General features: G+C 50.0%; 19 protein-coding genes. All 19 read right to left on the bottom strand.

The genetic code is table 11. The features are described from left to right. Window positions 1–2: 2 nt before the first annotated feature. Window positions 3–776: a hypothetical protein gene (locus ABXS75_16430; protein ID XCP84617.1), complete on the bottom strand. Its 774-nt coding sequence runs from the start codon at window positions 774–776 to the stop codon at window positions 3–5. Next, window positions 773–1,360: a hypothetical protein gene (locus ABXS75_16435; protein ID XCP84618.1), complete on the bottom strand. Its 588-nt coding sequence runs from the start codon at window positions 1,358–1,360 to the stop codon at window positions 773–775. Before ABXS75_16435 ends, ABXS75_16430 begins: the two co-directional genes overlap by 4 nt. Before the next feature lie 15 nt (window positions 1,361–1,375). Further along, window positions 1,376–2,536 (bottom strand): DUF5979 domain-containing protein, encoded by a 1,161-nt coding sequence (locus ABXS75_16440; protein XCP84619.1) that lies wholly within the window; start codon window positions 2,534–2,536, stop codon window positions 1,376–1,378. A 125-nt stretch (window positions 2,537–2,661) separates the two neighbouring features. Then, the gene (locus ABXS75_16445) at window positions 2,662–2,805 is read right to left on the bottom strand and encodes a hypothetical protein (protein XCP84620.1); all 144 of its coding nucleotides are present in this window, start codon (window positions 2,803–2,805) and stop codon (window positions 2,662–2,664) included. A gap of 19 nt (window positions 2,806–2,824) precedes the next feature. Next, the gene (locus ABXS75_16450; GenBank protein ID XCP84621.1) at window positions 2,825–3,601 is read right to left on the bottom strand and encodes a class C sortase; all 777 of its coding nucleotides are present in this window, start codon (window positions 3,599–3,601) and stop codon (window positions 2,825–2,827) included. A gap of 12 nt (window positions 3,602–3,613) precedes the next feature. After that, window positions 3,614–4,507 (bottom strand): class C sortase, encoded by an 894-nt coding sequence (locus tag ABXS75_16455; GenBank protein ID XCP84622.1) that lies wholly within the window; start codon window positions 4,505–4,507, stop codon window positions 3,614–3,616. A 101-nt stretch (window positions 4,508–4,608) separates the two neighbouring features. Then, on the bottom strand, window positions 4,609–6,204 hold the full coding sequence (locus ABXS75_16460) for an isopeptide-forming domain-containing fimbrial protein (GenBank protein XCP84623.1): 1,596 nt from the start codon (window positions 6,202–6,204) through the stop codon (window positions 4,609–4,611). A gap of 120 nt (window positions 6,205–6,324) precedes the next feature. After that, window positions 6,325–12,489 carry an SdrD B-like domain-containing protein gene (locus tag ABXS75_16465; protein XCP84624.1) on the bottom strand — a complete coding sequence of 2,055 codons (6,165 nt, stop codon included), beginning with the start codon at window positions 12,487–12,489 and terminating at the stop codon, window positions 6,325–6,327. A gap of 17 nt (window positions 12,490–12,506) precedes the next feature. Next, on the bottom strand, window positions 12,507–13,091 hold the full coding sequence (gene lepB, locus ABXS75_16470) for a signal peptidase I (protein XCP84625.1): 585 nt from the start codon (window positions 13,089–13,091) through the stop codon (window positions 12,507–12,509). Between the two features lie 466 nt (window positions 13,092–13,557). Then, a complete protein-coding gene (locus ABXS75_16475) occupies window positions 13,558–14,397 on the bottom strand; it encodes a tyrosine-type recombinase/integrase (protein XCP84626.1) in 840 nt (279 codons plus the stop codon). A gap of 230 nt (window positions 14,398–14,627) precedes the next feature. Beyond that, window positions 14,628–15,683, bottom strand: coding sequence for a transcriptional regulator (locus ABXS75_16480; GenBank protein XCP84627.1), 1,056 nt, complete (start codon window positions 15,681–15,683; stop codon window positions 14,628–14,630). Between the two features lie 77 nt (window positions 15,684–15,760). Then, on the bottom strand, window positions 15,761–16,939 hold the full coding sequence (locus ABXS75_16485; protein XCP84628.1) for a hypothetical protein: 1,179 nt from the start codon (window positions 16,937–16,939) through the stop codon (window positions 15,761–15,763). After that, window positions 16,932–17,780 (bottom strand): hypothetical protein, encoded by an 849-nt coding sequence (locus ABXS75_16490; protein ID XCP84629.1) that lies wholly within the window; start codon window positions 17,778–17,780, stop codon window positions 16,932–16,934. The genes ABXS75_16485 and ABXS75_16490 overlap by 8 nt, the downstream gene beginning before the upstream one ends. Before the next feature lie 10 nt (window positions 17,781–17,790). Continuing rightward, a complete protein-coding gene (locus ABXS75_16495) occupies window positions 17,791–18,624 on the bottom strand; it encodes a hypothetical protein (GenBank protein XCP84630.1) in 834 nt (277 codons plus the stop codon). Then, entirely contained in the window at window positions 18,624–19,211 is a 588-nt protein-coding gene (locus tag ABXS75_16500) for a hypothetical protein (protein XCP84631.1), read from the bottom strand. The genes ABXS75_16495 and ABXS75_16500 overlap by 1 nt, the downstream gene beginning before the upstream one ends. Before the next feature lie 15 nt (window positions 19,212–19,226). Continuing rightward, window positions 19,227–20,402, bottom strand: a complete 1,176-nt coding sequence (locus ABXS75_16505) for a DUF5979 domain-containing protein (GenBank protein ID XCP84632.1) — start codon at window positions 20,400–20,402, stop codon at window positions 19,227–19,229. Window positions 20,403–20,587: 185 nt separating this feature from the next. Next, on the bottom strand, window positions 20,588–21,514 hold the full coding sequence (locus ABXS75_16510; protein XCP84633.1) for a class C sortase: 927 nt from the start codon (window positions 21,512–21,514) through the stop codon (window positions 20,588–20,590). Window positions 21,515–21,525: 11 nt separating this feature from the next. Then, window positions 21,526–22,383: a class C sortase gene (locus ABXS75_16515; protein ID XCP84634.1), complete on the bottom strand. Its 858-nt coding sequence runs from the start codon at window positions 22,381–22,383 to the stop codon at window positions 21,526–21,528. A gap of 106 nt (window positions 22,384–22,489) precedes the next feature. Next, on the bottom strand, window positions 22,490–24,013 hold the full coding sequence (locus ABXS75_16520; protein XCP84635.1) for an isopeptide-forming domain-containing fimbrial protein: 1,524 nt from the start codon (window positions 24,011–24,013) through the stop codon (window positions 22,490–22,492). Window positions 24,014–24,060: the final 47 nt, after the last annotated feature.

The raw sequence follows: 24,060 nt of genomic DNA on the forward strand, positions 1-24,060 counted from the left end.
TCCTAATCGATATAGCCCGGATCCACGCCCCAGGCACTGCGGATCGCATCCTTCGCATTATGGTTCTGCACCGCATCCGCATCCACTTCCAGGACGAACTTCCTGCCTTCATAGTCATACGTCGTCTTCACGACTCCATTCCCGACTTCCGTCTTCGTCACCTTCGCCACCGCATCGTCGATGGTGATGCTCTTACAGAAGGTGGCCGCTTTGCCTGTCGGCAGCTCCGAGCGGTAGTACAGCACCGTACACTCATCCGTGCACTCTGCCTCATTTTTCCACCAGCCGCTCTCCTCTAATTCCAGCTTGATCCACTCGGGATCCATGGTGGTCACCTTCACCTCGTTACCGTCCTCATCCTTCCCGGACTCCGGGTCCACCCAGTAGCGGTAGATCCGGACACGCACATACTCCGGGATGGAGCCGGAATTTACTACGGACAATTCCTCCTGATACTTCCGCTCCGGGACCAGGTGTCCATCCGATTCATCCAGCATATGTTCCAATAACGCGCCTTCCTTCGTCGTCCAACCGGTGCTTTTCTCGCCCTGAGCCATCTGGTTCGCATAATCACGGACTGCGATCTCCTTTCCGTTCTCCATCAGGGTGATACCGATATCGTACATACCGATACGCGCTTCGTAGTATTCACTGTAGATCTGCAGCGCCGCACGGGTGCTTCCGATTCCGCTCCCCAGCAGGCATGCCGCCGCGAGCCCTAACAAAAGGAACGTTCCTGTTCTTCCTTTCAGGGCTTTTCTGATCTTCCTCATCATTCATCAGCCCCCTCTCCGCTCACGTCTTTCACTGCCATCGTCCAGTCAACCTCCGGGCTGGTCGGCTCCAGAGAATTTCCGTCCGCATCCGCCTGCACCGGCACACACTCCTGAACGACTACTACATCAAAATCATAGGCATAGCTGTACTCGCCATCTACGCCGAACATATCCTTCGTACCATCCTTTGCCACGATCTGCATCCCCAGCCTGCTGGTCAGGTCCGCGCCGTCCGCCGTTCCTTTGGGCTGCAGGACTTTGGTGTAATACCAGTAATCATCCTCTCCCTGCACCCAGCCGTCTGTCTGGGTCGGCGCCAGGGCAAACAGCTCCGTCCCGGCAAAATACTTCACCCTCACATAACAGGGGTTCTCTCCCGTATTCTGCACCTGCACCTGCTTGATGCGGTTCACCACCTTCTCCTCCTCGATGGTGGTCGTCGTGTCAAAGGATATCTCATAGCCTCCCTTTGCCGTCACATAGGTCGTAAAATACGCCATCGCACTCTTGATGGAAAGGCTTCCCACCAGTACCAGCGCAGCCCCGGACAGCACGAGCGTTTTCTTATTAATTCTGTTCTTCATTCTCCTGCTCCTCCTTTACTGCGCACTCTGCTCTTCTTCCTCCGGCACAGAGCCCTTTCCCGTGGGCCCGCTCTCCGACTCCGCCTCCACGGAATCCGGGAAACATTTCTCCCACTCGTAATGCCCCTTCACTACCAGGTTGCCATCCTCATCCGTATAGGCCTCATCGCCCACAAAATCAAAATGGTTCACAATGCCGTAACCTTTTTTCAGCTTATCGTCATAATCATTTACAAAACTCACCGGCTTCGTCTGGGAGACCCCGTCCTTCGTCGGCTCGATTGTGGTCGTATAGTTTCCGGACACCTCCGTATAGCTCCCGCCGTTATAGATCTCCTTCACCGTCACAATGGTCCCCACCGGGAGCCCCGTGATCTTCACAGTCTGGGTGCCGTTAGGAGTCCCATCGTCGAAATTCATCGAAACAACATTGCTATACACCACTTCTCCGGTGACCGGGTCTGTCCCTGTCACTTCAAAGACAAAGGTCACTTCCCCGAGAGATTCGTTATACGTATTTAAGGTTTTCCGAATCTCCATATCTCCTTCCAGCGGCTCCCTCGAAGGCTTCAGTCCCACCGTCACATCGTAAAGCCACTTGTCGTCTCCACTCCCCTCACCCATGCGGTATTCACTGGTAGGAACAGAGATAAGATAGGGGCTGAACGTGTATTCATAACCGTCATGCCGTACCTTCTCCGCCTTTACCAGATACAGGCCCGGCTCTAAATTCTCTGCCGTTCCACTGCTATGTGCTTCGCCTGCACCGGTAACCGGATGCATTGCTACGGTTGCATTCTCCTTGATGCTGCTTCCCTCTGCCTCAATCTTCTCCGTGATCTTCTGTGCCAGGTCCTTCCACTGCTGGGTCCATGCGGCCCGGTCCTGACCCTTATCTTCGATCACAATATCACTGCCGTAGTTTTTCGTGTCCACCATATAATTTGCCGTCTCATCTATAGAAGCCACCTTATACAGCTTCACCGGAATCTCCCTTACTTTAGACAGCTCCTTTGCGAACTCAATCCCCGTCGTCTCCAGGGTAAGTGAGCAGGTATGATTTTCCAAATCCAGAGCACCTGCCGCTCTCGCCGCCGCAAGATGCATTCCCGACACGGCAAGAATGAGCGCCAGCACTCCGGCTACATATCCTTTCTTTATCCTAGTCCTATTCATCCTTCTCCCTCCTTGATGGGTCTGCTATTTTCTCATGTTTCCTTGTGTCTGATGTTTTCTTCTATCGGATACTTCTTCATATTCCTTTATATCTGATGCCTTCTCATGGTTTCCTGCACCTATCATTACTTGCCATGTTTCCTGTTATATAATGCGATCCGTATCTTCGACAGGAGCAGAATCATCAGTATGATGAACGCCGCCATCATCAGATACAGCATATAGTAGCTCTTTACCGATTCCACCATGCTGTCCACCGGCGCCAGCACTCTCTCATCATCCTCGCCGTTATAGGGAACCCGGGTTCCCCAGCAGCATGCGGTGGCTGTTAATCCCGTAAGGCGTACATGTGAGAAGTGTCATGTAATCCTTCCCTTCCACGATCTGCATCGCATCCGTAAGCGCATCCAGGTCATCCTTATCCACCATCGGAAGGATCTGATCGATCTGGTACGCCAGCACCTCATCCAACACATGGATATAAAATTTATCTCCCACCACCATCTGATCCGCATCCGATAGGAGTTTCGCTGATGGCAGCCCCCGGTGGGCCGCTATGACGCTATGGCAGTTTTCCCCGCCAATGGGGAGCTTCGTCCCCGGAAGGTGTCCTCCCGCAATCTGCAGCACTCCTTCAGAAGTGCCATGGTAGATGGGAAACTTCTGATTAATCTTCGGTATAGATAAATAACCCATGATTCCAGTCTCATCGACATTCAGGACCTTCCAGTATTCGGTGTCTTCCAGCCTGATCTCATCCTTCCGGCTATCTTCGGAAATTTCCTTTTCAGCTGTATTACCTGCCTGATTGCCCCCGGCAGTCTCTATTCCAAAGGTATCTCCGTGAAATGTATTTTCAGTTATCTTAGCGTTATAGGTCCTCGCATCCTCCCAGATCCGGCTGTAATCCTCCTCATTCAGATCCTGTACCGCATCATCATAGGTCGATATCGCCCGGCTTTGGTGCAGCGTATTCCATTGATCCGCTACCTTCGGGTAAGCAAAAATTGCAAGCCCCGCCAGAAATACCAGGGCGCACAGGATACCCGGCAGTCTTTTCTTCATCGAAATCCTCCCTTATTTTTCCATTCCTCCGGCCCTGATCCGCTCCACCACTTCTGCGGCGTCCGGTTTTTCCTTCGCCTTTTTCTCACTCTTTCGCTGATCGATCAGCAGGATGATGAGCAGGATAAATACCATCGGGATCGCCAGTGCGATGGAAACAAGAGTGGAACTGACCCGAGTCGCATCAGCAGGAATGTAAGCTGTCACCTGGCCTTCCGTCCGTATACCCCGGACCAACAGGCGGTGCGAGTTGATGCCATAGGGCGTACACGTCATCAGGGTACAGTAATCCTTGCCGGCATCAATCTCAAGCTCCTTCACCTCTTCCGGAAGAACAATCCTGATCTGGTCTACCTCATAGGTGACCGTCTGGTTCAGAACGGTAATGGAAAATGTATCACCCTCCATCATTTCGTCCAGGTCACTGAAAAGCTTCGCTGAGGGCAGTCCTCTGTGGGCGGAGATCACTGCATGGGTACCGGTGCCTCCCACCGGGAAGCTGGACCCCGCCAGATGTCCGACTGCAACCTGCAGCACCCCTTCATCTGTTCCGTGGTAAATCGGAAGCTCCACACCCAGAATCGGTATCGTCACATACCCCATGATTCCGGTCCCGCTGATGTCCAGTATTTCTTCATAATTCCCGAGGCTCTCATATTCCGTAAAGGGGAAATCCAAATCCAGAAGCGCCCTGTTAAATGCATTCGCTTCCTCAAGCAATGTCTCACAATCTGCTTCGTCCATCTGCGCGACCATGTCACTGTACGTAGCGATAGCCCGGGACTGTGTCCTGGAGTTCCAGTAATCGCTGATAAACGGATACAGCACCACGGAGAGACCAATGAAAAAAATAAAGACTAAAATGGTAGATCCTCTGTCTTTTTTCATCTGTTTTATTAGTTTCATAAGCATCTCCCTAAAGCTGTATTATCGCGGTCTCACGCTTTTTAAACGGGACTTGGCGGTCCAAAGACCGCCCCGTCCGCTTCTTTTATAACAGCATGCCGTTATTCAGACATTCTTTTTCTTGTAACAAGCATCACACCTGCACCAATCATCAGAACTGCACCAACGATATAGAAGATCGTGGTACCGATACCACCGGTGGAAGGAAGAAGAACTCCTGCCTTGTTGACAATTTCTACAGCCTCTGCAGCCAAATCAGTGTAGTTTTTAACAACCGTCTCAGTCTTAGCTGCAGCAGAGGACTCACTTACAAGATTACCGTCGGCATCATAATATCTTGTGCCAGATGTCTCATAGATGGTTTCACCAAGTTTCTGAGGCGTAAGGTCTGTGGTTCCAGTAAGCTTATTATATCCATCAGGAGCCTTAGACTCAGTTACCTTCAGTGTGACACCCTCTTTAAGACCGATAATGTAAAGCTGGCCATCACTGTTAGTGCTCATAGCAGTACTTGGAGTTTCACTGTTTTTATCGTAGGAAACAACTCTATATACACCCGCTTCACCTGCAATGGGCTCTACGCTAAGCCCTGCAACAGTGAATTCCGCACCAGCCAGAGCCTTGGTTCCATCAGTTTTCTTCAACGCTGCACCGTAAGTCTTAACCACCGCTTTATCAGAGTAACTATCCTTAAAAGGCTCACCACCGTTTTTATCCTTATTAGGTGTGATAGTGACTGTATTGGTGTTTCCATTACCATCAATATTAACTGTAGAAGTAATCTTAGCTGTATATTTCATAGTAATCGTGGAACCATTTTTATAAAGGTTTGCACCATTATCGTCAACCCACGGTATAGTGATCTTCTTGTTTGTAAATTCCTCGTAAGAATCTGAGAGATTAACATCCGGATAATGGGGTTTGTCAGTTGTACTTTGAACAATCTTTACTTCTGTAATTACAACTTCTGTTAAAAACTCAGGCAAAGTATCAGAAATTGTATAAGATTTCACCTGCTCCTCGCCAATATAGTTCGCCGTCGTAAACGTCGCTGTATAGGTTACTGTCTCACCAATGCTGGCAGAGCTCACCTTCTCTCCATTGACTTCCTTTTTAGCAGTAGGTGTGGTAACGTTTTTATCAGTGATTTCGACATTAGGCATGGTTGTGTCCACAGAAATCACCTGCTCGCCCTGGCTTGTAGTCACCACATAATAACCGAGATCAAGGTTTGTAAACTTCAAAACCGAGCCGTCACTTACAGCCGTAACAATTGGGGTTTGCGACCCTTTCCATGTAGTAAGAGCGCTCCTCAGACCGTCACTCATACCTTCGCCAGTCCAGTAGTCAGTTGGACCTGTTACCACATTCGTTTTTGCTTCCTCCCCATAATACGTAATTGTTTTGAATGCATCTTTAGTTGCCTGAACATATCCAGAGCCTGTAGATGTCTCTACAAAATATGTTTCAAGTCCTTCCGGCACAGGTCCTTTGTAGGCAACTTTACCGCCTCCCACAGTTGCATCAAAGAGCCTGTAAGCCGAATAAGTCTCACCCTTTGCAGCGTTCTTAATAGTGATTGAACCGGTTCCGCCTTCTTTAGAATCCACATCCTGTGCGAAAGCAGTCATGCTGACCATAGCCAATGCCATGACCATAGCAAGCACCAAAGCCATCATCTTTTTGATTGTTTTCATGGTTTCTCTTTCCTTTCTTAGTTAGATTTGAGTTTTGAAATTAAAACTAATGTTTCTACGCATCAGGAGGATTCGCTCCCCTCCTGATGCATTTATAATATCTTCCCGAAACCCCATTCCTTAAGATTTCGAAAAGTTATATTTTCTATTGATCCAGAACAGGAGCAAGCCTGCACAGATAATCAACAGTCCTCCCACGGTATACGGGATTGTACCGATTCCACCGGTCATAGGCAACTCGTACGTAGCAATAATCACTCCAAGATCCTGATTAGTGTACATCTCCACACCATTGACCAGGCTAACAGTTCCCATTTCGTCAATACTGTGAAGCTTCATGTCAATAGACTCTTTCGAATACTGGATGTAGCAAGCATACTCATTGGGATCAAATGTATCTGCCTCGTTTTTGGCGATTGCCTTGCCGTCGTTGGTGTTGGCATCATTTTGCCCGTTCTGCTGGTAAGTTGTAACGTCAGTGAATTCCTTCAGGGGCTCTCCTTTGAATGCCACGACGTAATCTCCTGCCTCCAGCTTTTCGAAGGAATATGCGCCCGTCTTGTCGGTCGTAACCGTAGAAATTTCCCCTCCTGTCACGTCCTCCTTGCATAGCTCATATTGATCATTCTTGACTTTCTTGAAAAGCGTAGCTGTAACCCCTTCCAGAAGTTCCTCGTCATCGTCTCGGATGCCGTCGAGATTGCGGTCATACCATACGACACCTGATATGCTGCGGGAGATTACCTGCGTTTCCACCTTATTGGAGGTGAGCGGGAGAGTCGCGCTGCCTACAATCCAGCAATTGGCAACGTTTTTGTACCAGTCGTCGGCTTTGTTCCCTTTTGTTTTCACCGTAATCTGCATCTTGATGGTCTGACCCTTTTTCAGATTTTCCACCTTTGCGTACAAGCCGGTGATCTCACTCAGTTCCTTATCCTTGGTCCCATCCAACATCGCCTTAAAAGCTTTGTCATATTCAAACTTACCGTCTGTTACCTTTCCCAGAGGCTGGAAAAGCTTCTCTTCGTTGAGCATATTCTCCACGTTACTCTCATTCATGCCACTTATCTTTCCATTGGCATCCGCAGACCCGCCAAATACCTTCACCTTATCGTAAAGTACCCTATAGTCAGCGGTACTGTAATACACAGTGGCATCTGCCGGAGACGCACCTTCTTCCTCGCTGGATGTAACTTTAACCTCACGGAGCACGACATCCCCATCAAACTTCGAACCACGAATATCATCATTACGGGGAATCATGTCGTAAAAATAGATCTTATCAATCTTGTCGCTACCGCTGTTGGTATATGTGACGTCATAGGTAATTTCATCGTCCAGCTCAATATACCGCGTACTCACGGCCTTGGTCAGATTGGTGCCGCTTCGCATGACAATACCAACAGTGACATTGTCAGTATTGCCCTTTGCCGAATCATACGCTCTGTTATCCCCCGCGCCGCTGATATAAGCGCTGGCTTTGATAGTATCGTTGTTTTTCAGGACAGTTACAGCGGCGAAATTGGCCTGGAAGGTAATATCAGGCAGATGCAGCCCCACCGGAGCGCCCTTGATTTCAAAGGTAACCGACTGGTTATTTTTCTCCGTCCGTGCATAGATTTCGATAGGATACCGCTTGCCATCCGAGGCCACAAATTCAAGCTTAGTAGGATTATTCGGATCAGTGCCAATGGCAATACTTGTTTCCTCGCTCGCCACTTTTCCGTCCGCATCCACTGCATAGCCCATGATTCGATAGGAACCGCCGGAAACAAAGATGCGCTGGGCGTCACCGGTGTAGCCCTCGTCCAGAACCGTCTTGATGGTCAGGGTAGTTGTCGGACTTTTCGACTGACCGGTCAGATCGGAAATTTCTGTTCTGATGTTCTTCAACCGATAGTCCACCACCGTCTCGCCATCGCCCAGGTTGTAGGAACTCATGCCCACCGTATCTTTGTTGTCCACGCCAATGTTGATTCCCGCTTTGTAACTCAAGATCAACAGGCTGTTGCCCGCCAGCGTGCCGCCAGCGTGAGTCCCCTTCACCTGAAGACCATCCTTATACTCGGTCTTTACATAATAGGGAGGGCTATTCTTATTTGAATTAGCAAGTTCGCCGCTATACTGGTCATCCTTAACAGTATTTGTCGGTTCTGGAAATCCTTCCAGTTCATTCTTCCCTGTGCTGGAATTCCATTCGCCATTCTTCCAGCTTATGGCATCCAGATCATAGGACCAGACTCGGAATGTGTTGACTGTAGCGACAGTCTTGCTGACCAACTCCTTATCATTCCCGTTCACCGTGACAGGGATGCGCATGTACTGGTACTTACCGCCCAGCAGATCGCAGCCACGCAGTTCCATCAGTACGCCGACACAGGTATAACCAGCACTTTTCAGTGCCTCTAAACTGGTATAGTAGCACAGATCCTCCTCACGGACGGAATTCATATAAGCCAGTACACCCTCCCTGTTAGTGTCATATCCCCCCGGATACTCCGGGTCCGCGGCATAAAGGAATTTCGCCGTTCCCGGTTTGTCATACTTCTCATCCCAATTCTGATAGACACCGGGCTTCCCTCGAATGCTCAACGCCCTGCTGTCGAACAATTGGAGCAGGTTCATGGAGCGGGTACGATAATCGCCGCCGGAACTCACCATGCCATAGCTGGTGATCCAGATCTCATCCCCGGCAAAGGTACTGCAGTCATAGGATGTGGTCCAATACTCTGTGCCCAGGAAGCCCTCGCTCGTAGTTTTGGGGTCATTTTCCTTATATTTCCCGTTAAACGCGCTGCCCTTAGTCAGGCTTCCGGGTTTGTATAGAACGATCTGGTCACTCAGGGTATTGTCTTTACTGTACACTTCATGATTGATTTTGGTCGTATCATCATCCAATGCCTTCAACTCCTGCCCGGCACGGGTATTCAGATGTAAATTGCTGACCGTCGTGTTCAGGAAGACTTCCACTTCGCTTACCTCCTGCACCATCGGGAACACGCTGAGCACCTGTACGCACCCGGCGGAGAAACACCTGGCATAGGTGTCATAGCCTTCTATATTTCCGGAATTACCTGCATCCCTGGTGGGAAAATGTTGTTTGTCAAAGTCAAAATCATAATCTCTGATCGAGAAGTGATAGGTCGTATCCGCACCAGTTCCCGTCACAACGGTGGGATTTGCAATCTCGTTGAGTTTCTCAAGTGAATCAACTTTCACGCCTTCTCCATTCACCATGGACCAGTCACCGCCATAATAGCAGCCGTCGTGATAAGCAATATAGTTGCTGGGGCCGCCACCCTTGGCGTAGGGTGAACGGGTTTCACCGTCCCAGTAGATGTTGCGCCCGCCGTTACCCTTGCCATCCTTTAGCGTTGTCACCGTCCCTCTGCCTGGATCGGCATAGTTATAGGTATAAGCGGTATTCGCGGGTATATTCTCGTTGTAATCCCACAGGATTGCCGTGTATTCGTCCGGATCAATTTTCTGTCCTTTCACATCGGATTTGGTCTCGGAGGAGAAATTCAGATCGAAGGTGATATCCCCCACCGGCAAGGACAGACCCCTGAGCCCCTTGGCTTCCCGGTTCTTTTCCGGCTCATTGTCCGTATCGTTATAGAGCTGCAGTGTAATACCGTAGCAGGTGAGCCGGCCATAGCGGTAATTGGCGTACTGCTTCTGTAACTCCTCTGATAGTTTCTCGCCATTCCGTGTGAACTCGGCAGGGTTGGATTTGCCATGGTTTTCCTCAAGGCTGGCAAGCCGCACCAGCTCGTCGCGAACATTCCCCGTGACTGCCTGACCGGTGGAGAAGTCAAACCAGTCCTTATAACTCATGTCGTTGTTTTTCTTTACCTGGACATTGAAATTTGTTCCCGCAGAAACTTTGACATCTGAAGCCTTTATTACGTTATCCTCGTCAGGCCGGACAGGGGATATTTGGCCTACTCCTTTTCCTTCAGAACCATAGTTATCCGCATTCCCCTCCACCCACATTTTGAAAGTAGGAGCAAAAATCTCTCCGTTGTCAGCATTACGTACCTCCACTGCTGTTGAAAAGCCTTGCGTACCACTCAGGATACTTTCACCGGGATTGGCTTTAAGTTTGGTCCAGCCAACAAGCCTTTGCTTGACAACGCCTCCGCTGGTAACCCTGTAACTGTTCTCTCCATCAGTGCTTCCGTTTACCTGGGCGTTCATCGAAACCGGGTTCTTTGTATCAGCAGACGCAAAACCGTGTTCATCGCGGCAGACGTTTCCACTACCGTCTGTCTGGGGCAAATAGTACTTCCCGTCGCGATCCATGATCATAATGACATTACCACTATTGTCCAAGTATTCTATACTATAGTTCTGACCCAGCCAAAGCATCTTGCTGACGTCAAACCGAGCAGCGGTGGCGGACTTTTCCAATGTCAGTTCAAAATACACATTGACTTCAGTCTCCGTAATACCCTCCTGCCGCGCCCCGAAGGTTGCCTCCAGATTGTATTGAATGGTGTCATAGGAGCGGACGACCTTATTGCTGTCACCGCTGTCATTGCCCGGATTATCCGTCTTGTCAAAGGGAGCGGAGCCGTCAATGATTTTTTTAATATTCAGCGCATCAACATAGCCCTTCGCCAGCTTCTTACTCACAAATACATAAGGGCCGGCCTGACTTGTTTTAAAGGTGAAGCTTGTGTAGCCCTTATTCTCCACCTTCATATCCTCCACCGAATCTGCACCCAATTCCGTCAGGGAGCCGTCTTCGATGTTGAAAACCAGCAGCTTCCTCTCGCCTGCAAGACCAGGCAGTCTTGCGTCTTCTTTCAAATATTCGATTTTGACCTTAACGTTTCCACTCTCGCTCAGAGGCATCGTTTCCGAATCGGTACCATCCTGTTTAATCCAACAGATGGTATAACACTGCCAACCGTTAACCTCGCCTGCTTTCGCTTGAACCGCCTTCTCATCGGGATAGCCATCCTCGCCCGCTTCCATCTCGCGGATGGAAAGTTTATAACCCTCCGGCGCGGATTGTCCCTCCGGCAGAGTGACGGTAGCCTTTACTCTGGCATCGTTTTCATTTTCAGCGTCGTAGGCAACCAAATCTCCGTTATCCTGCGTTCCGTTATCCTGCGCTTCGTCAGTTGGAACTTCCGTCTCCTCCGGCGCGGCAGGACTCGCATCAACAGCTTCCTGCTGCCAGGCAAAGTCACGCAGCCATTCCAGCGCAGTCAGCCTGTCGACATTCGTCACCTTCGCCTGTTCCTCTTCCGTCAGCGCGTCATAAGCCTCATAGGCTTTTTCAATCTGTGTTTTCAACTCGGCCAGGTAAGCGTCACCGCCTGCCTCGTCTCCGTCTTCCTCAAAGGCCGCTATGCGCTCTTCTACGCTCTGCCGGGTGGGCAGTGCTTCAATCAGTTCGATCACGCTGCATGCGGCGCTATGGGTGTGTTCTTCCAAATTGCAGGAGAGCACAGATTCCTTCGCGGTCCGAAAGCACGCTTCTGTATGCTTATGCTCCAACACCTGCGTTTTACCGCAGATTAAATTGTCGTTTTCATCAAAACATTTGGGACTATGTTCGTGCAGAATAATTTCTTCCTTATCGCAGATCAGTTCCGGCTCGGCAGACTTTGCCGGCTCGGTGGACAGCTTGCAGGTCAGGACCTTATTCCAGGCATAACAATCGTCTGTATGCTGGTGGCCGGAAGTTTCCTCTTTCTGACAGATCAGGCTGTCGTCTTCGTCATAGCATCCCAAATCCTCACTATGTGCGTGGGCTCCTTCCCCTTCCGGAATGGCGCAGGCCAATTCACCCCGCTCCGTGGTATAGCACTCGTCTGTGTGTGTATGCGACGGCTTCGCTTCTACCTGGGTGTAACAACTCTGATCATGAGTGTGGGCTTTCACCTCGGTAAGGGAGCACCATAGTTTCCCATCCGAATCAAAGCAGGCACTGTTATGCTCATGAACGACAAAATCGGAATAGCCACAGCAATATTCCCCGTTTTTATCCAGACAGTCCTTCGTGTGTTCATGCAAATCAAGAGTCTTCGGCGTACATACCGGAACGTTCTCGCTCTCATTAGCGGCCTGGACATAACATGCCTCACTGTGCGTATGTTCTGTTTTTTCGCATTTCTGCGTTTTCTCCAAAGTAAGCGCCGGCAGAATCAATGTATATACGGTGCCAAGCACCACAATGCAAGCCAAAGCGCCGATGATCTTCTTCCTTGTCCGCCGACGGCGATTTCGGGCAAGATATCCCGCCGCTTCCTGCTTCCTTTCTCCCTGCATTTAGCATACCTCCTTCCTTAATGCAACATTCCCATCCGGCTAAGCGGCCAGATGCGAAAAAATAATTTTCCTACAATTTGTTCCTGGGATACACATCCCACCGCAGTGTTCCGGGAATCCACCGATGTGGACCGGTGATCCCCCATAACAAAGTATCTTCCATCCGGAACCTGATAGGGTAATTTAATATTACAGTCGCCCAGTGCCTTTTCCACAAGGTATGGTTCCTCCAGCGGAGTCCTGTTAACGTATACCGTACCGTCCTCATCAATATCGATCCAGTCCCCGGGGCCGCAGATTACCCTCTTTACCAAAACCTTATTATTGTAATAGAAAGCGACGATGTCTCCAGGTCCAAAATCCGCGTTCTTAAGAGAAAGAACGATTTCTCCATCCTGTAATGTGGGGGTCATGGAATGACCGCTGATCTGCAGCACTGGTAACCATAGTGTCGCTATCAGGACAGCGATTGCAGCCACAACAATCAGAGCATAGACTGTGCTGTGCAATACAGAACGATAGAGGCTTTTATATTTCAGCCGTTTCAATTCAGACTCTAATTGTTCGGCAGTCGGTATCTCATGAATCCTTTTTTCCATCATGCCGCCTGCCCCTCTTTGCAGCTTGATCGCTTCAACTCTTTATCCGTCATAATCATCTCCCTGGCGTAGCTGTATATGATAGGAAAGGACAGGGCTTTATTCTCCTATCCTTTTGTAAATTTGATACATAATTCGCATTATGTGGTATTTATAAACAGGACATTACATAATCAGCCCTTTCTATAATATTATAATATGGCCAAATGTCCGATTTGTCAAGACGACAATCCCAGGATTTGTTTGGAATCGGACATAGAGATAAAGCCTTACTGACGATTTTTTCAGAAAGGTTTATTTTTAGTGCCTATTTATGTGACAGCACCTCTGCATTTCTGTTTTTTGCAAGTTTTCTTTGTATAATTTCCATATTTCATACCACATAATGCGAATTATGAGGTAAATTCGCCAGGCTGGTGCAGATGTCATAGAAAGGCGTCCGCGCTCTTTTTTTTGCCTCTTTTTACGCTCAAACCACAAGTCCCAGCACATCCAGCCGGCGACGGTGCTCCGCCCCACTGGAAATGATATAAATACGGGTGGTATTGATGCTGCTGTGTCCCAGAATATCCGCCAGTTTGGCGATATCCTTATCAGCCGAATAGAAACACCGTGCAAACAGGTGACGCAGGTTGTGGGGAAATACTTTTTTTTCGTCCACCTCCGCATCCTTGCAGAGCGCTTTCATCATCTTCCAGATATTGCTCCGGTCCAATGGCCTTCCGGTCCGTGTGATAAAAATCGATCCTGTAGCAATTTTCTCCCGGCGTATATAACCTTTCAATATCTTTTGCAGCTTTTTCGGCAGCAAAATCGCGCGGGTCTTCCCCTTTAGCCGGATCACCGCTTCTCCCCGGCAGACCGCCTCCACGGTGATATATTTCACCTCGGATACCCGGATTCCCGTACCGCAGATGGTCTGCAAAAGGAGTGCCAGCTTTTCATTTTTCTTATTCTTTGCCGCCCTGACCAGTCGCAGATACTCTTCCTTGCTAAGCTCCTTTTCGGCAGAACAATAGACACTTCCCTGAATTTTCAAAAATTTCAGTTTCAAATCACTCCGCCCAATAAAAGAAAAGAAGCTGTTCAGGGCTGACAGCTTCGCGTTCACACTGACGGGCTGATATTCCCGCTCCAATTTTTCCTTATAAGAAAGGACCGCCTGTCTGGTCAGTTCTTCAGTATCCAAAAATGAGAAAAAGCAAAGAATATCCCGACGATACTGACTGATCGTGGCAGGGCTGTGCTCCTCATTTCGCAAATTTTCCAGATAATCTTCTAGCTGTACTATATAATTTGTTGTTCTCATCGCAATCTCCTCCTGATGGTCAGTTTTCCCACTTCTTCTCAAAATATCGGAATATCTCCATATTTTCCACCTTTTTATGGGAATATCAGGAAATTTTTCTAAAATGAATCTTCTTTCGTAGGCAATAAAAAAGGTATCGCAAAATTAAATTAAGCGATACCCTTGAAATACTTACCTCCAAGTTATTTATTTGCCGCCCGCCGGGTGGCGAAAAGTAATTCTTTAAAATATCAATAGCTTTCAACGGAAGGAATTGCATCCGTTTTTTCCTCTTCAAGATAAACTTCGTAATACCACTTTAAAAATTCACCATATATGCTTTCTTCCGCCTCTTTTCGGGCTTTTACAGCATCCTCGATTTTTATGAATGAGCCAAGGTAATAGGTTTTCCCTTTAAATGTGATCTGCGCCGCCCACTTTCCGCTTTTTCTTTTCCTGTAGACCCCGCCATAGCCGCTCGAATTGGTACTGATCAGGCGATGCTGACGGCTGGCTTCCAGCATTGTAACGGACGTGCCATCAATTAGCTTCAGGTTCTCTTTGTATACGGTTTTCTGGCGGCAGCCGCAGCTTTTCGTATGTCCCAGAAGCAGATTATTCTGTTGAACGACCGTTTCATTTCCACACTTGCACTGACAGCGCCAGAAATACGTACCCTCCCGTTTACCGTCATAGGCTATGACTGTCAGATCCCCGAACTGCCTTCCCAAAATGTCCTTTGCAGGTGGATTCCCCAGACAGCCGCAGCTTTTCGTCTTTCCACTCTGCAAAGCGGTCTGGCCCGCAATAGTCTCATTTCCACAGTCACAGATACACTGCCAGTGATGCAGACCCTTCCATTTCCCCGCGTACTTTTGCACCACGAGCTTTCCAAACCGTTTCCCGACAAAATCCTTCAGGGGCGGTCTGCTCAGGCACCCGCAACTTTTCCGATAACCGGCACTGAGCTGGTGGAGAGGTGCATCCACTTCACCGCCACAATCACACCTGCAATGCCAGATTAGACTTCCGTCTCTTCCCCTCTTTTCGGTTGGATAAAGTGCTGTCAGCTTTCCAAATCGCTGGCCGGTAATGTCCCGCTGACCGGGCTTTACCACCGTTTCACAGCCGCAGTCCCTCACGATACCACGCTTAAGTGTTCTGGTATCCAGGCAGATGCTCCTGCCGCATTCACAGGTGCAGCGCCATATCGTATATCCGTTTTTTCGCTCCGGGGTCGCTTCTGTGACGGTCAGCTTCCCGACACAGAACCCGGGTCTGATTTGAATGGATCTTTTCTCTTTCATTTTTCTTTCGGATCTCCTTTCAGCGGTGCTGCAATACCGTGCGGAAGAACCGCAATGTCAATCAGACATAGCTGCTTTTACAGAGATTTCCTTCTCTTAATCAGCACTCCAATCAGTGCAAGGAGCAAAATTACTGCCGCTATCCCAATCCCTACAAATACCGGAAAATGGCTCGCTTCCGCTGCATCTTCCTTGTTGTCCTTCTCGGAATCGCTCAGATTCAGGTTACCAGCCGGGACTTCCTCGTCGTCCAAATCCAGAAGTCCTCCCGGTGTCTCCTCCTCCTCTAAGGCTGTGGTATCACCTTCATTAGTTCCTTCCTCATTGGTTTCCGGGTTAGTTCCCGTACCTTCATTATCGGTTCCGGGAGTCGTACCCGTTGCCTCATTATCGGTCGTTCCCGGGGTGGTCGTCGTTCCGGTCTGGTCCTCACCCTGCTGCGGGGCTTGAGGCGTTGCCGGCTCGGTCGTAGTCTGTTCCACATTTCTCGTATATTCAAATACCCAGGCGTTCTCCTGCCCGCGTTTCAGCGTACCCGTTATTGCTTTGTAAACCGGCGTATACCCTTCAAAATACGGCGCTGACACCACCGGTTTTTCTCCGGCCACCCCGTAGAAGGTCTGTGCTTTGCTTCCCGGCACCGGATTTGTCGTTCCTGCCAGCACGTAGCTGACTGTATATGGGACCATCTTCCCCGGAACCCCATAGGTCACAACGAAGGTCCGGTCACTCGTCACCGTATAGATCCGGCTTGGACTGGTCATGTTCTCCTTGTCAAACGCCTCGCTGTTGTCGCGGCCGCTCCGCCTGGTTCCCGTTGGCTGGTATTTTCCGCCGTCCTCCGGGTTCAGATTGATCGCCCCGTTCGTGCTGGACACGTTGATGCTGATCGTGTCCCCGTAATGCAGGCCGGACACCACGATTGTGTCTGCCCCCGAAAGCGACGCCTCTCCGGCACCGGACACACAGCCGGTCCCGTTGAAGGTTCCTTTGTCTCCAGAATAGATCATTACTTTATAGGTAGTCTCATAATCATCTGCTGCTTTTGCCTCCATAGGTCCAAACTGAGTCACCGCAAGAACTGCTGTGCAGATAGCCGCAAGGCCCTTTGCAAACCTTTTCCGTAGTTTTCTGCCACTTATATTTAGAAGGCTTTTTCGCAGTAGTCTTCCCACTTTCCAGCCTGGAATATCTCTTCTAAACTGTTTCTTTGTTTCTTCATTCAGAAGGCCTTTTTGTAATAATTCCTTACTCATACTTTTGCTGGCCTCCTTTCCTGTTCGCTCCCCTTTTCCTCTTCTTCTCATCATTTCTCTTCTTCAGACGCAGGAACACCAGCACAATACATACGATCCCTGCAATAAGCGCCATGATGGAAAAAAGCATCACATTGGACGTGTCTCCTGTCCTCGGCGTCTTGATCACATCCCGATTCGGGTTCGGTGTGTCCGGTTTATTCGGCGTCGTTGACGTACCGGCTGGTGTATCAACAAGCTCCACCGCAAACCCAAGCTTCACTCTCGCCAGGGTATCCTGGTAATCATTTCCCTGGGTCTCCCCGTCCAGTCCGATCTTCAGTGTCATCTGCGCCTTCGCGCCTGCTTCCAATGTATCCAGATAGATATATTCCTCATCATCCAGCGCTACCGTCGCCTGCTCCAGTCCCTTGTTCCCATCTACCACAGATCCTTCCCCGCTCTCCTCGCTTCCGCCGACTGCCTCGCTGTCATACAGCACCCTCGTCTCCTTCGGACCGATATAGGTCAGCACGTAGGTGTACGCTCCGCCTTCCGCGATGGACTGCTGGCTCTCCAGCGTCTGGAGTACCTCATTCCTCATATACCATGCCGTTGTATCCGCCGAGGTATTCCTGATATTCACCCGAAAAGTCATCGTATCTCCCGGCTGCAGGTCATTCTTTGCCTCACCCGTGATCCCGCCCGCCGCAAAGTTATCCGCCATCTTATGGTTCTTCGTAAACTCCACCCAGTTATCCCGGGTACTGACAATGTCTTCCGCAGATACGCTGGCCGGGAATATCAGGAAGGCCAGCAACATGGCAATCAGGCATCTCATTGATCTTCTCATAGCTCTCATAGCCTACCTCCTACTCCATATAACCCGGGTCAACGCCCCATGCGCTGCGGATTGCACCCGCGGCATTATGGTTCTGTACCGCATCTGCATCCACTTCCAGGACGAACTTCTTACCTTCATAATCATACGTTGTCTTTACGACCCCGTCCTCGACTTCCGTCTTCGTCACCTTAGCAACTGCATCATCGATGGTGATGCTCTTACAGAAGGTGGCCGCTCCGCCTGTCGACAGCTCTGAGCGGTAGTACAGCACCGTACACTCATCTGTGCACTCTGCCTCATTCCTCCACCAGCCGCTCTCCTCTAATTCCAGCTTGATCCACTCAGGATCCATGGTGGTCACCTTCACCTCGTTACCGTCCTCATCCTTCCCGGCCTCCGGATCTACCCAGTAGCGGTAGATCCGGACACGCACATACTCCGGGATGGAGCCGGAATTCACTACGGACAGTTCCTCCTGATACTTCCGTCCCGGAATCAGGCATCCGTCGGATTCCTCCAGCATAGTTTCCAATAGCGCGCCGTTCTTCGTTGTCCAGCCGGCGCTCTCCTCTCCCTGGGCCATCTGGTTCGCATAGTCGCGGACTGCGATCTCCTTTCCGTTCTCCGTCAGGGTGATACCGATATCGTACATACCGATACGCGCTTCGTAGTATTCACTGTAGATCTGCAGCGCCGCACGGGTGCTTCCGATCCCGCTCCCCAGCAGACACATTGCCGCGAGTCCTAGCAGAAGGAACGTTCCTGCTCTTCCTTTCAGGACTTTTCTGATCTTATGCAGGGCTTTTCTGTTGTTATTCAAGGCTTTCCCGTTCTTATTCAGGGCTTTTCTGTTCTTATTCATCACTCATCAGCCCCCTCTCCGCTCACGTCTTTCACTGCCATCGTCCAGTCGACCTCCGGGCTTGTCGGGTCCAGAGGATTCCCCTCTGCATCTGCCTGTACCGGCACATACTCCTGAACGACTACTACATCAAAATCATAGGCATAGCTGTACTCTCCATCTACGCCGAACATATCCTTTGTACCGTCCTTTGCCACGATCTGCATTCCCAGCTTGCTGGTAAGGTCCTCACCATTTTCGGAACCTTTCGGCTGCAGGACTTTGGTATAATACCAGTAGCCGTCCTCCCCCTGCACCCAGCCATCCGTCTGGGTCGGCGCCAGATGAAACAGCTCTGTCCCGACAAAATACTTCACCCTCACATAGCAAGGGTTCTCTCCCGTATTCTGCACCTGCACCTGTTTGATGCGGTTCACAACCCCCTCTTCCTCAATGGTGGTTGTCGTGCCAAAGGATATCTCACAGCCTCCCTTTGCCGTCACATACGTGGTAAAATACGCCATCGCACTCTTGATGGAAAGGCTTCCCACCAGCACCAGCGCAGCCCCGGACAGCCAAAGTGTTTTCCTACTAATTTTCTTCTTCATTCGCCTGCCCCTCCTTTACTGCGCACTCTGCTTAGCTTCCTCCGGCACGAAGCCCTTTCCTGTAGGCCCGGCCTCAGCCTCCGCCTCCACGGAATCCGTGAACCATTTCTCCCATTCATAATGGCCCCTTACCACCAGGTTTCCATCTTCATCCATATAGGCCTCATCGCCCACAAAATCAAAATGGTTCACGATACCGTAGCCCTTTTTCAGCTTATCGTCATAGTCATTGACAAAGGTCACCGGTTTCGTCTGGGAGATTGGATTTCCGCTGTCATCATTTATCGACGGCTCTATCGTTGTCGTATAATCACCAGACACCTCCGTATAGCCGGCGCCGTTATAGATCTCCTTCACAGTCACAACGGTCCCCACCGGAAGCCCTGTAATCTTCACAGTCTGAGTGCCGATAGGCGTCCCATCGTCGAAATTCATCGAAACAACATTGTTATACACCACTTCCCCGGTCACCGGGTCAGTTCCCGTCACCTCAAAGACGAAGGTCACTTCCCCGAGGGACTCGTTATACGTATTTAAGGTCTTTTGAATCTCCATCTCGCCTTCCAATGGCTTCCTGGCAGGCTTCAGCCCCACCGTCACATCGTACAGCCATTCGTCATCGCCAGTCCCCTCGCCCATGCGGTATTCGCTGGTGGGAACTGAGATAAGATACGGACTGAACGAATATTCATACCCGTCATGCTGCACCTTCTCTGCCTTCACCAGATACAGCCCCGGATCTAAGTTCTCTGCCGTTCCCCGGCTGTAGGACGTATCAGTTTCTGCCACCGGATGCATCATGACGGTCGCATCCTCTTTAATGGCGCTTCCTTCCGCTTCAATCTTCTCTGTGACCTTCTGCGCCAGATCTTTCCACTGCTGTGCCCATGCCGCACGGTCATCCCTTTTATCTTCAATCACGATATCGCTGCCATACCGCTCTGTGTCTACGGTATAGCCTGCTGTTCTATCCATGGTAGCCACCTGGTACAGCTTTACCGGAATCTCCGGCACGCCGGACAGCTCCTTTGCGAACTCGATTCCCGTCGTCTCCAGGGTCAGTGAACAGGTATGACTGTCAAAGTCCAGGGTGCCTGCCGCCCTTGCCGCCATAAGATGCATCCCTGATACGGCAAGCACCAGAGCCAGCACTCCGGCTATGTATCCTTTCTTTCTCCTAATCCGATTCATCCTTCTCCCTCCTTGATGGGTCTGCCATTTCCTCTTGTTTCCTTGTATCTGCTATTTTCTCTTGTTTCCTAATGTCCGCTATTTCCTCATGTTTCTTTATATCTGCTATCTTCTCTTGTTTCCTTATGTCCGCTATTTCCTCATGTTCCTTTATATCTGCTATCTTCTCACGCTTCCTGCATCTGTTATTTCCTTTTATGTCTTCTGTTATATAACGCGATTCTGAGCTTTGACAGGAGCAGGATCATCAGTATGATAAATGCCGCCATCATCAGGTACAGCATATAATAGCTCTTTACAGACTCGACCATGCTGTCCATCGGCGCCAGCGCTCTCTCATCTTCCTCGCCGTTATAGGAAACCCGGATTCCCCGCAGCAGCATGCGGTGGCTGTTGATCCCATAGGGCGTACACGTAAGCAGGGTCACATAATCCTTCCCCTCCACGATCTGCATCGCATCCGTAAGTGCATCCAGATCATCCTTATCCACCATTGGAAGAATCTGATCGATCTGGTATGCCAGCACTTCATCCAGCACATGGATGTAGAATTTATCTCCCACCCTGAGCTGGTCCGCATCCGACAAAAGCTTCGCCGACGGCAGTCCTCTATGCGCCGCTATGACACTGTGGCAGCTCTCTCCGCCGATAGGAAGCTTCGTCCCCGGGAGGTGACCCGCTGCGACCTGCAGCACCCCCTCAGAGGTCCCGTGGTAAATGGGGAACTTCTGCTTGATCCTGGGAACAGAGAGATACCCCATGATCCCGGTCTCACCCACATTCAGGACCTTCCAGTACTCCGTTTCTTTCAGCTCGATCTCCTCACCCTTCGGGTCCCCCTTTGCAGCCTCCTGACTGTCTCCGGCACCCACCGCTGTAAAAATATCTCCGCCAAATGTATTGCGTATTATCTTATCATTATAGTTTCGGGCATCCTCCCAGATTCGGCTGTAATCCTTTTCATCCAGATTCTGTACCTCGTCATCGTAGTCCGCTATCGCCCGGCTCTGGTGCAGCGTATTCCACTGGTCTGCCACCTTCGGATATACAAAAATCCCCAGCCCTATCAGAAATATCAGGGCACACAGGATGCTCGGCAGTCGTTTCTTCATTAATATCCTCCCTATTTCTCTGCGGCATCCGGCTTTTCCTTCGTCTTCTTCTCACATCTCCGCTGATCGATCAGCAGGATGATGAGCAGGATAAATACCATCGGAATCGCCAGTACGATGGAAACTGCAGTAGGATTGATCTGCGTCGCGTCCGCCGGTACATAGGCTGTCGTTATCCCCGCCGCATCCGTCCGAATCCCCCGGATCAGCAGGCGGTGCGAGTTGATGCCATAAGGCGTACACGTCATCAGGGTACAGTAATCCTTATCGGCATCAATCTTAAGCTCCTCCACCTCTTCCGGAAGAACGATCCGGATCTGGTCCACCTCATAGGTAATCATCTGATTCAGAACGGTGATATTGAAAATGTCGCCCTCCATCATTTCATCCAGATCACTGAAAAGCTTCGCCGAGGGCAGCCCCCTGTGGGCGGAGATCACGGCATGGGTACCGATGCCTCCCACAGGAAAGCCGGAACCCGCCAAATGCACTGCCGCGACCTGCAGCGCCCTTTCGTCCGTCCCGTGGTAGATTGGGAGCTCCACGCCCAGAACCGGTATCGTCACGTAACCCATGATTCCGGTTCCGCTGATATCCAGAATATCCTCATACTTTCCAAGGCTCTCATACTCCACAAAGGGAAAGGATAACCCCAGAAGTTCTTTATTGTACGCATGCGCTTCCTCAAGCATCGCCTCATAATCTGCCTCATCCATCTGTGCGACCGTGTCGCTGTATGTCGCTATCGCCCGGGACTGATTCCTGGAGTTCCAATAGTCGCTGATAAACGGATACAGCACCACGGAGAGGCCGATGAAAAAAACAAAGACTAAAATGGTAGACCCGCGGTCTCTTTTCATTCGTTTCATAAGCATCTCCCTAAAGCTGTATTATTGCAGTCTCCCGCTTTTTTAACCGGACCTGGCGGTCCAAAGACCGCCTATCCGATTCTTTTTTATTTTTTACATGATCCTGTTATTTGGACATTCTCTTTCTGGTAACCAGCATCACGCCTGCACCGATCATCAGGATTGCACCGATTACGTAGAAGATCGTAGTACCGATACCGCCGGTAGCGGGAAGAAGGGCTCCGGTCTTATTGACAACAACGCCCAGGTCTGTAATGGAGATATTTCCCTCTTCATAGGTGACTCTGATATCGCTCTCTACGTCTGTTACATTTCCATCCTCATCCAGATATCTGGTGATCACAGTTGTAGTAGTAGAGGAACCCGTCCGTGCGGCAGGAACAGTAAACGGTCCATCCAGCTTGTTATAGCCGTCGGGCGCCTTGATTTCCGAGAATTCATAGTCGCCAGGCTCTACGCCTTTGATAACGATCAATCCGGTATCTGTAGTGGTCAGCGTGTTAGTGAGGCCTTCCCCTTCCTCAATTCCGGCGTAGATGTAAGCGCCATCAGCGGCTGGGGCTTCCTTCACATAGAAAGGCAGCTGGAATTTTGCACCGGCAAGTGCAGTTCCCTCGTCGCTCACCTTCTTAAAGCCCAAAGCGTAGGTGTAAACCTTCGCGGAGTCTTCCTCGGTTTCTTTGCCAGGGGTAGGATCATCCGGATTCTCCGGGTTATAGTAGCCATAGGTGAAGGTCGCGGTATTCTCATTACCGTCTCCGTCGATTACAGCATTGTCATTAAGTCTGGCGGTGTAATTGACCACCAGATTTGCGTCCGTATTATAGAGACTGTTGCCATTTTCATCAGCCCACTTGATCGTGATGGGGAATCCATTGCCGGTGGGGGTATAATCAACAGGAGTTCTGTCAACCGTCACACTGTTGATCGCAATGAGATCCAGACCGTCGGGGAAGTTATCACCGATGGTATAGTAGGCAATAGGATTATCATTCTCTTTAGTAAAGTTCTGGGTGATGATGGACAGGCGGAAGTTAACAGTATCACCAATGTTGGCTTCATCGATATCCGCAGTGGTGCTTCCGTCAGTCACAATCGTTTTACCACCTTCGGGATCCCAGAAAGGAACCTCGTAGTTTTTATCGTTCATGACCGCATCAGGCTGGGTGCTGTTGACAGCGACCAATGTGCCATGGGTGCTGGTAACCAGATAGTAGCCGTACTCCAGGCCCGTAAAGGTCAGCTTTGAGCCATCCGCTTCAGCGCTGGCAACCGGATCTCCCTTCAAATTATTCATGACCCAATCAGTTGCAGCTTTGTTCAGGAAGCCCTCACTATCCTTCGCAGCATCGGTAGCTGTGATGGCGCCAGTATTGGCATCCTGTACAAAATATGAATTTGCAGGCAAGGTGCCATTATAGGTATAGGCAATGGCTCCCGTATCGTTGTTATAAGTAGCGTCAAAAATCTTATATACTTCGTATGTTTCGCCTTTCGATGCATTATTAATTGTGATGGTAGCGCTTCCGCCCTTTTCGGCATCCACTTTCTGTGCAAAAGCGGTAATGCCCATACTCAAAACCATAACCAGTGTCAGCAAAAGACTTGCTAATTTCTTCGTATGTTTCATGATTCTTATCATTCCTTTCTTAATTTGATTTTATAAAACTTATGAAT

It is taken from the genome of Roseburia hominis, from assembly GCA_040702975.1.
Classification (GTDB): Bacteria; Bacillota; Clostridia; order Lachnospirales; family Lachnospiraceae; genus Allocoprococcus; species Allocoprococcus hominis_A.

Bases quoted from the DNA above. Each gene is read 5' to 3' on its own strand.
- ABXS75_16430 (XCP84617.1), bottom strand. From the start codon at position 776: ATGATGAGGAAGATCAGAAAAGCCCTGAAAGGAAGAACAGGAACGTTC.
- ABXS75_16435 (XCP84618.1), bottom strand. From the start codon at position 1,360: ATGAAGAACAGAATTAATAAGAAAACGCTCGTGCTGTCCGGGGCTGCG.
- ABXS75_16440 (XCP84619.1), bottom strand. From the start codon at position 2,536: ATGAATAGGACTAGGATAAAGAAAGGATATGTAGCCGGAGTGCTGGCG.
- ABXS75_16450 (XCP84621.1), bottom strand. From the start codon at position 3,601: ATGAAGAAAAGACTGCCGGGTATCCTGTGCGCCCTGGTATTTCTGGCG.
- ABXS75_16455 (XCP84622.1), bottom strand. From the start codon at position 4,507: ATGAAACTAATAAAACAGATGAAAAAAGACAGAGGATCTACCATTTTA.
- ABXS75_16460 (XCP84623.1), bottom strand. From the start codon at position 6,204: ATGAAAACAATCAAAAAGATGATGGCTTTGGTGCTTGCTATGGTCATG.
- ABXS75_16465 (XCP84624.1), bottom strand. From the start codon at position 12,489: ATGCAGGGAGAAAGGAAGCAGGAAGCGGCGGGATATCTTGCCCGAAAT.
- lepB (XCP84625.1), bottom strand. From the start codon at position 13,091: ATGATGGAAAAAAGGATTCATGAGATACCGACTGCCGAACAATTAGAG.
- ABXS75_16475 (XCP84626.1), bottom strand. From the start codon at position 14,397: ATGAGAACAACAAATTATATAGTACAGCTAGAAGATTATCTGGAAAAT.
- ABXS75_16480 (XCP84627.1), bottom strand. From the start codon at position 15,683: ATGAAAGAGAAAAGATCCATTCAAATCAGACCCGGGTTCTGTGTCGGG.
- ABXS75_16485 (XCP84628.1), bottom strand. From the start codon at position 16,939: ATGAGTAAGGAATTATTACAAAAAGGCCTTCTGAATGAAGAAACAAAG.
- ABXS75_16490 (XCP84629.1), bottom strand. From the start codon at position 17,780: ATGAGAGCTATGAGAAGATCAATGAGATGCCTGATTGCCATGTTGCTG.
- ABXS75_16495 (XCP84630.1), bottom strand. From the start codon at position 18,624: ATGAATAAGAACAGAAAAGCCCTGAATAAGAACGGGAAAGCCTTGAAT.
- ABXS75_16500 (XCP84631.1), bottom strand. From the start codon at position 19,211: ATGAAGAAGAAAATTAGTAGGAAAACACTTTGGCTGTCCGGGGCTGCG.
- ABXS75_16505 (XCP84632.1), bottom strand. From the start codon at position 20,402: ATGAATCGGATTAGGAGAAAGAAAGGATACATAGCCGGAGTGCTGGCT.
- ABXS75_16510 (XCP84633.1), bottom strand. From the start codon at position 21,514: ATGAAGAAACGACTGCCGAGCATCCTGTGTGCCCTGATATTTCTGATA.
- ABXS75_16515 (XCP84634.1), bottom strand. From the start codon at position 22,383: ATGAAACGAATGAAAAGAGACCGCGGGTCTACCATTTTAGTCTTTGTT.
- ABXS75_16520 (XCP84635.1), bottom strand. From the start codon at position 24,013: ATGAAACATACGAAGAAATTAGCAAGTCTTTTGCTGACACTGGTTATG.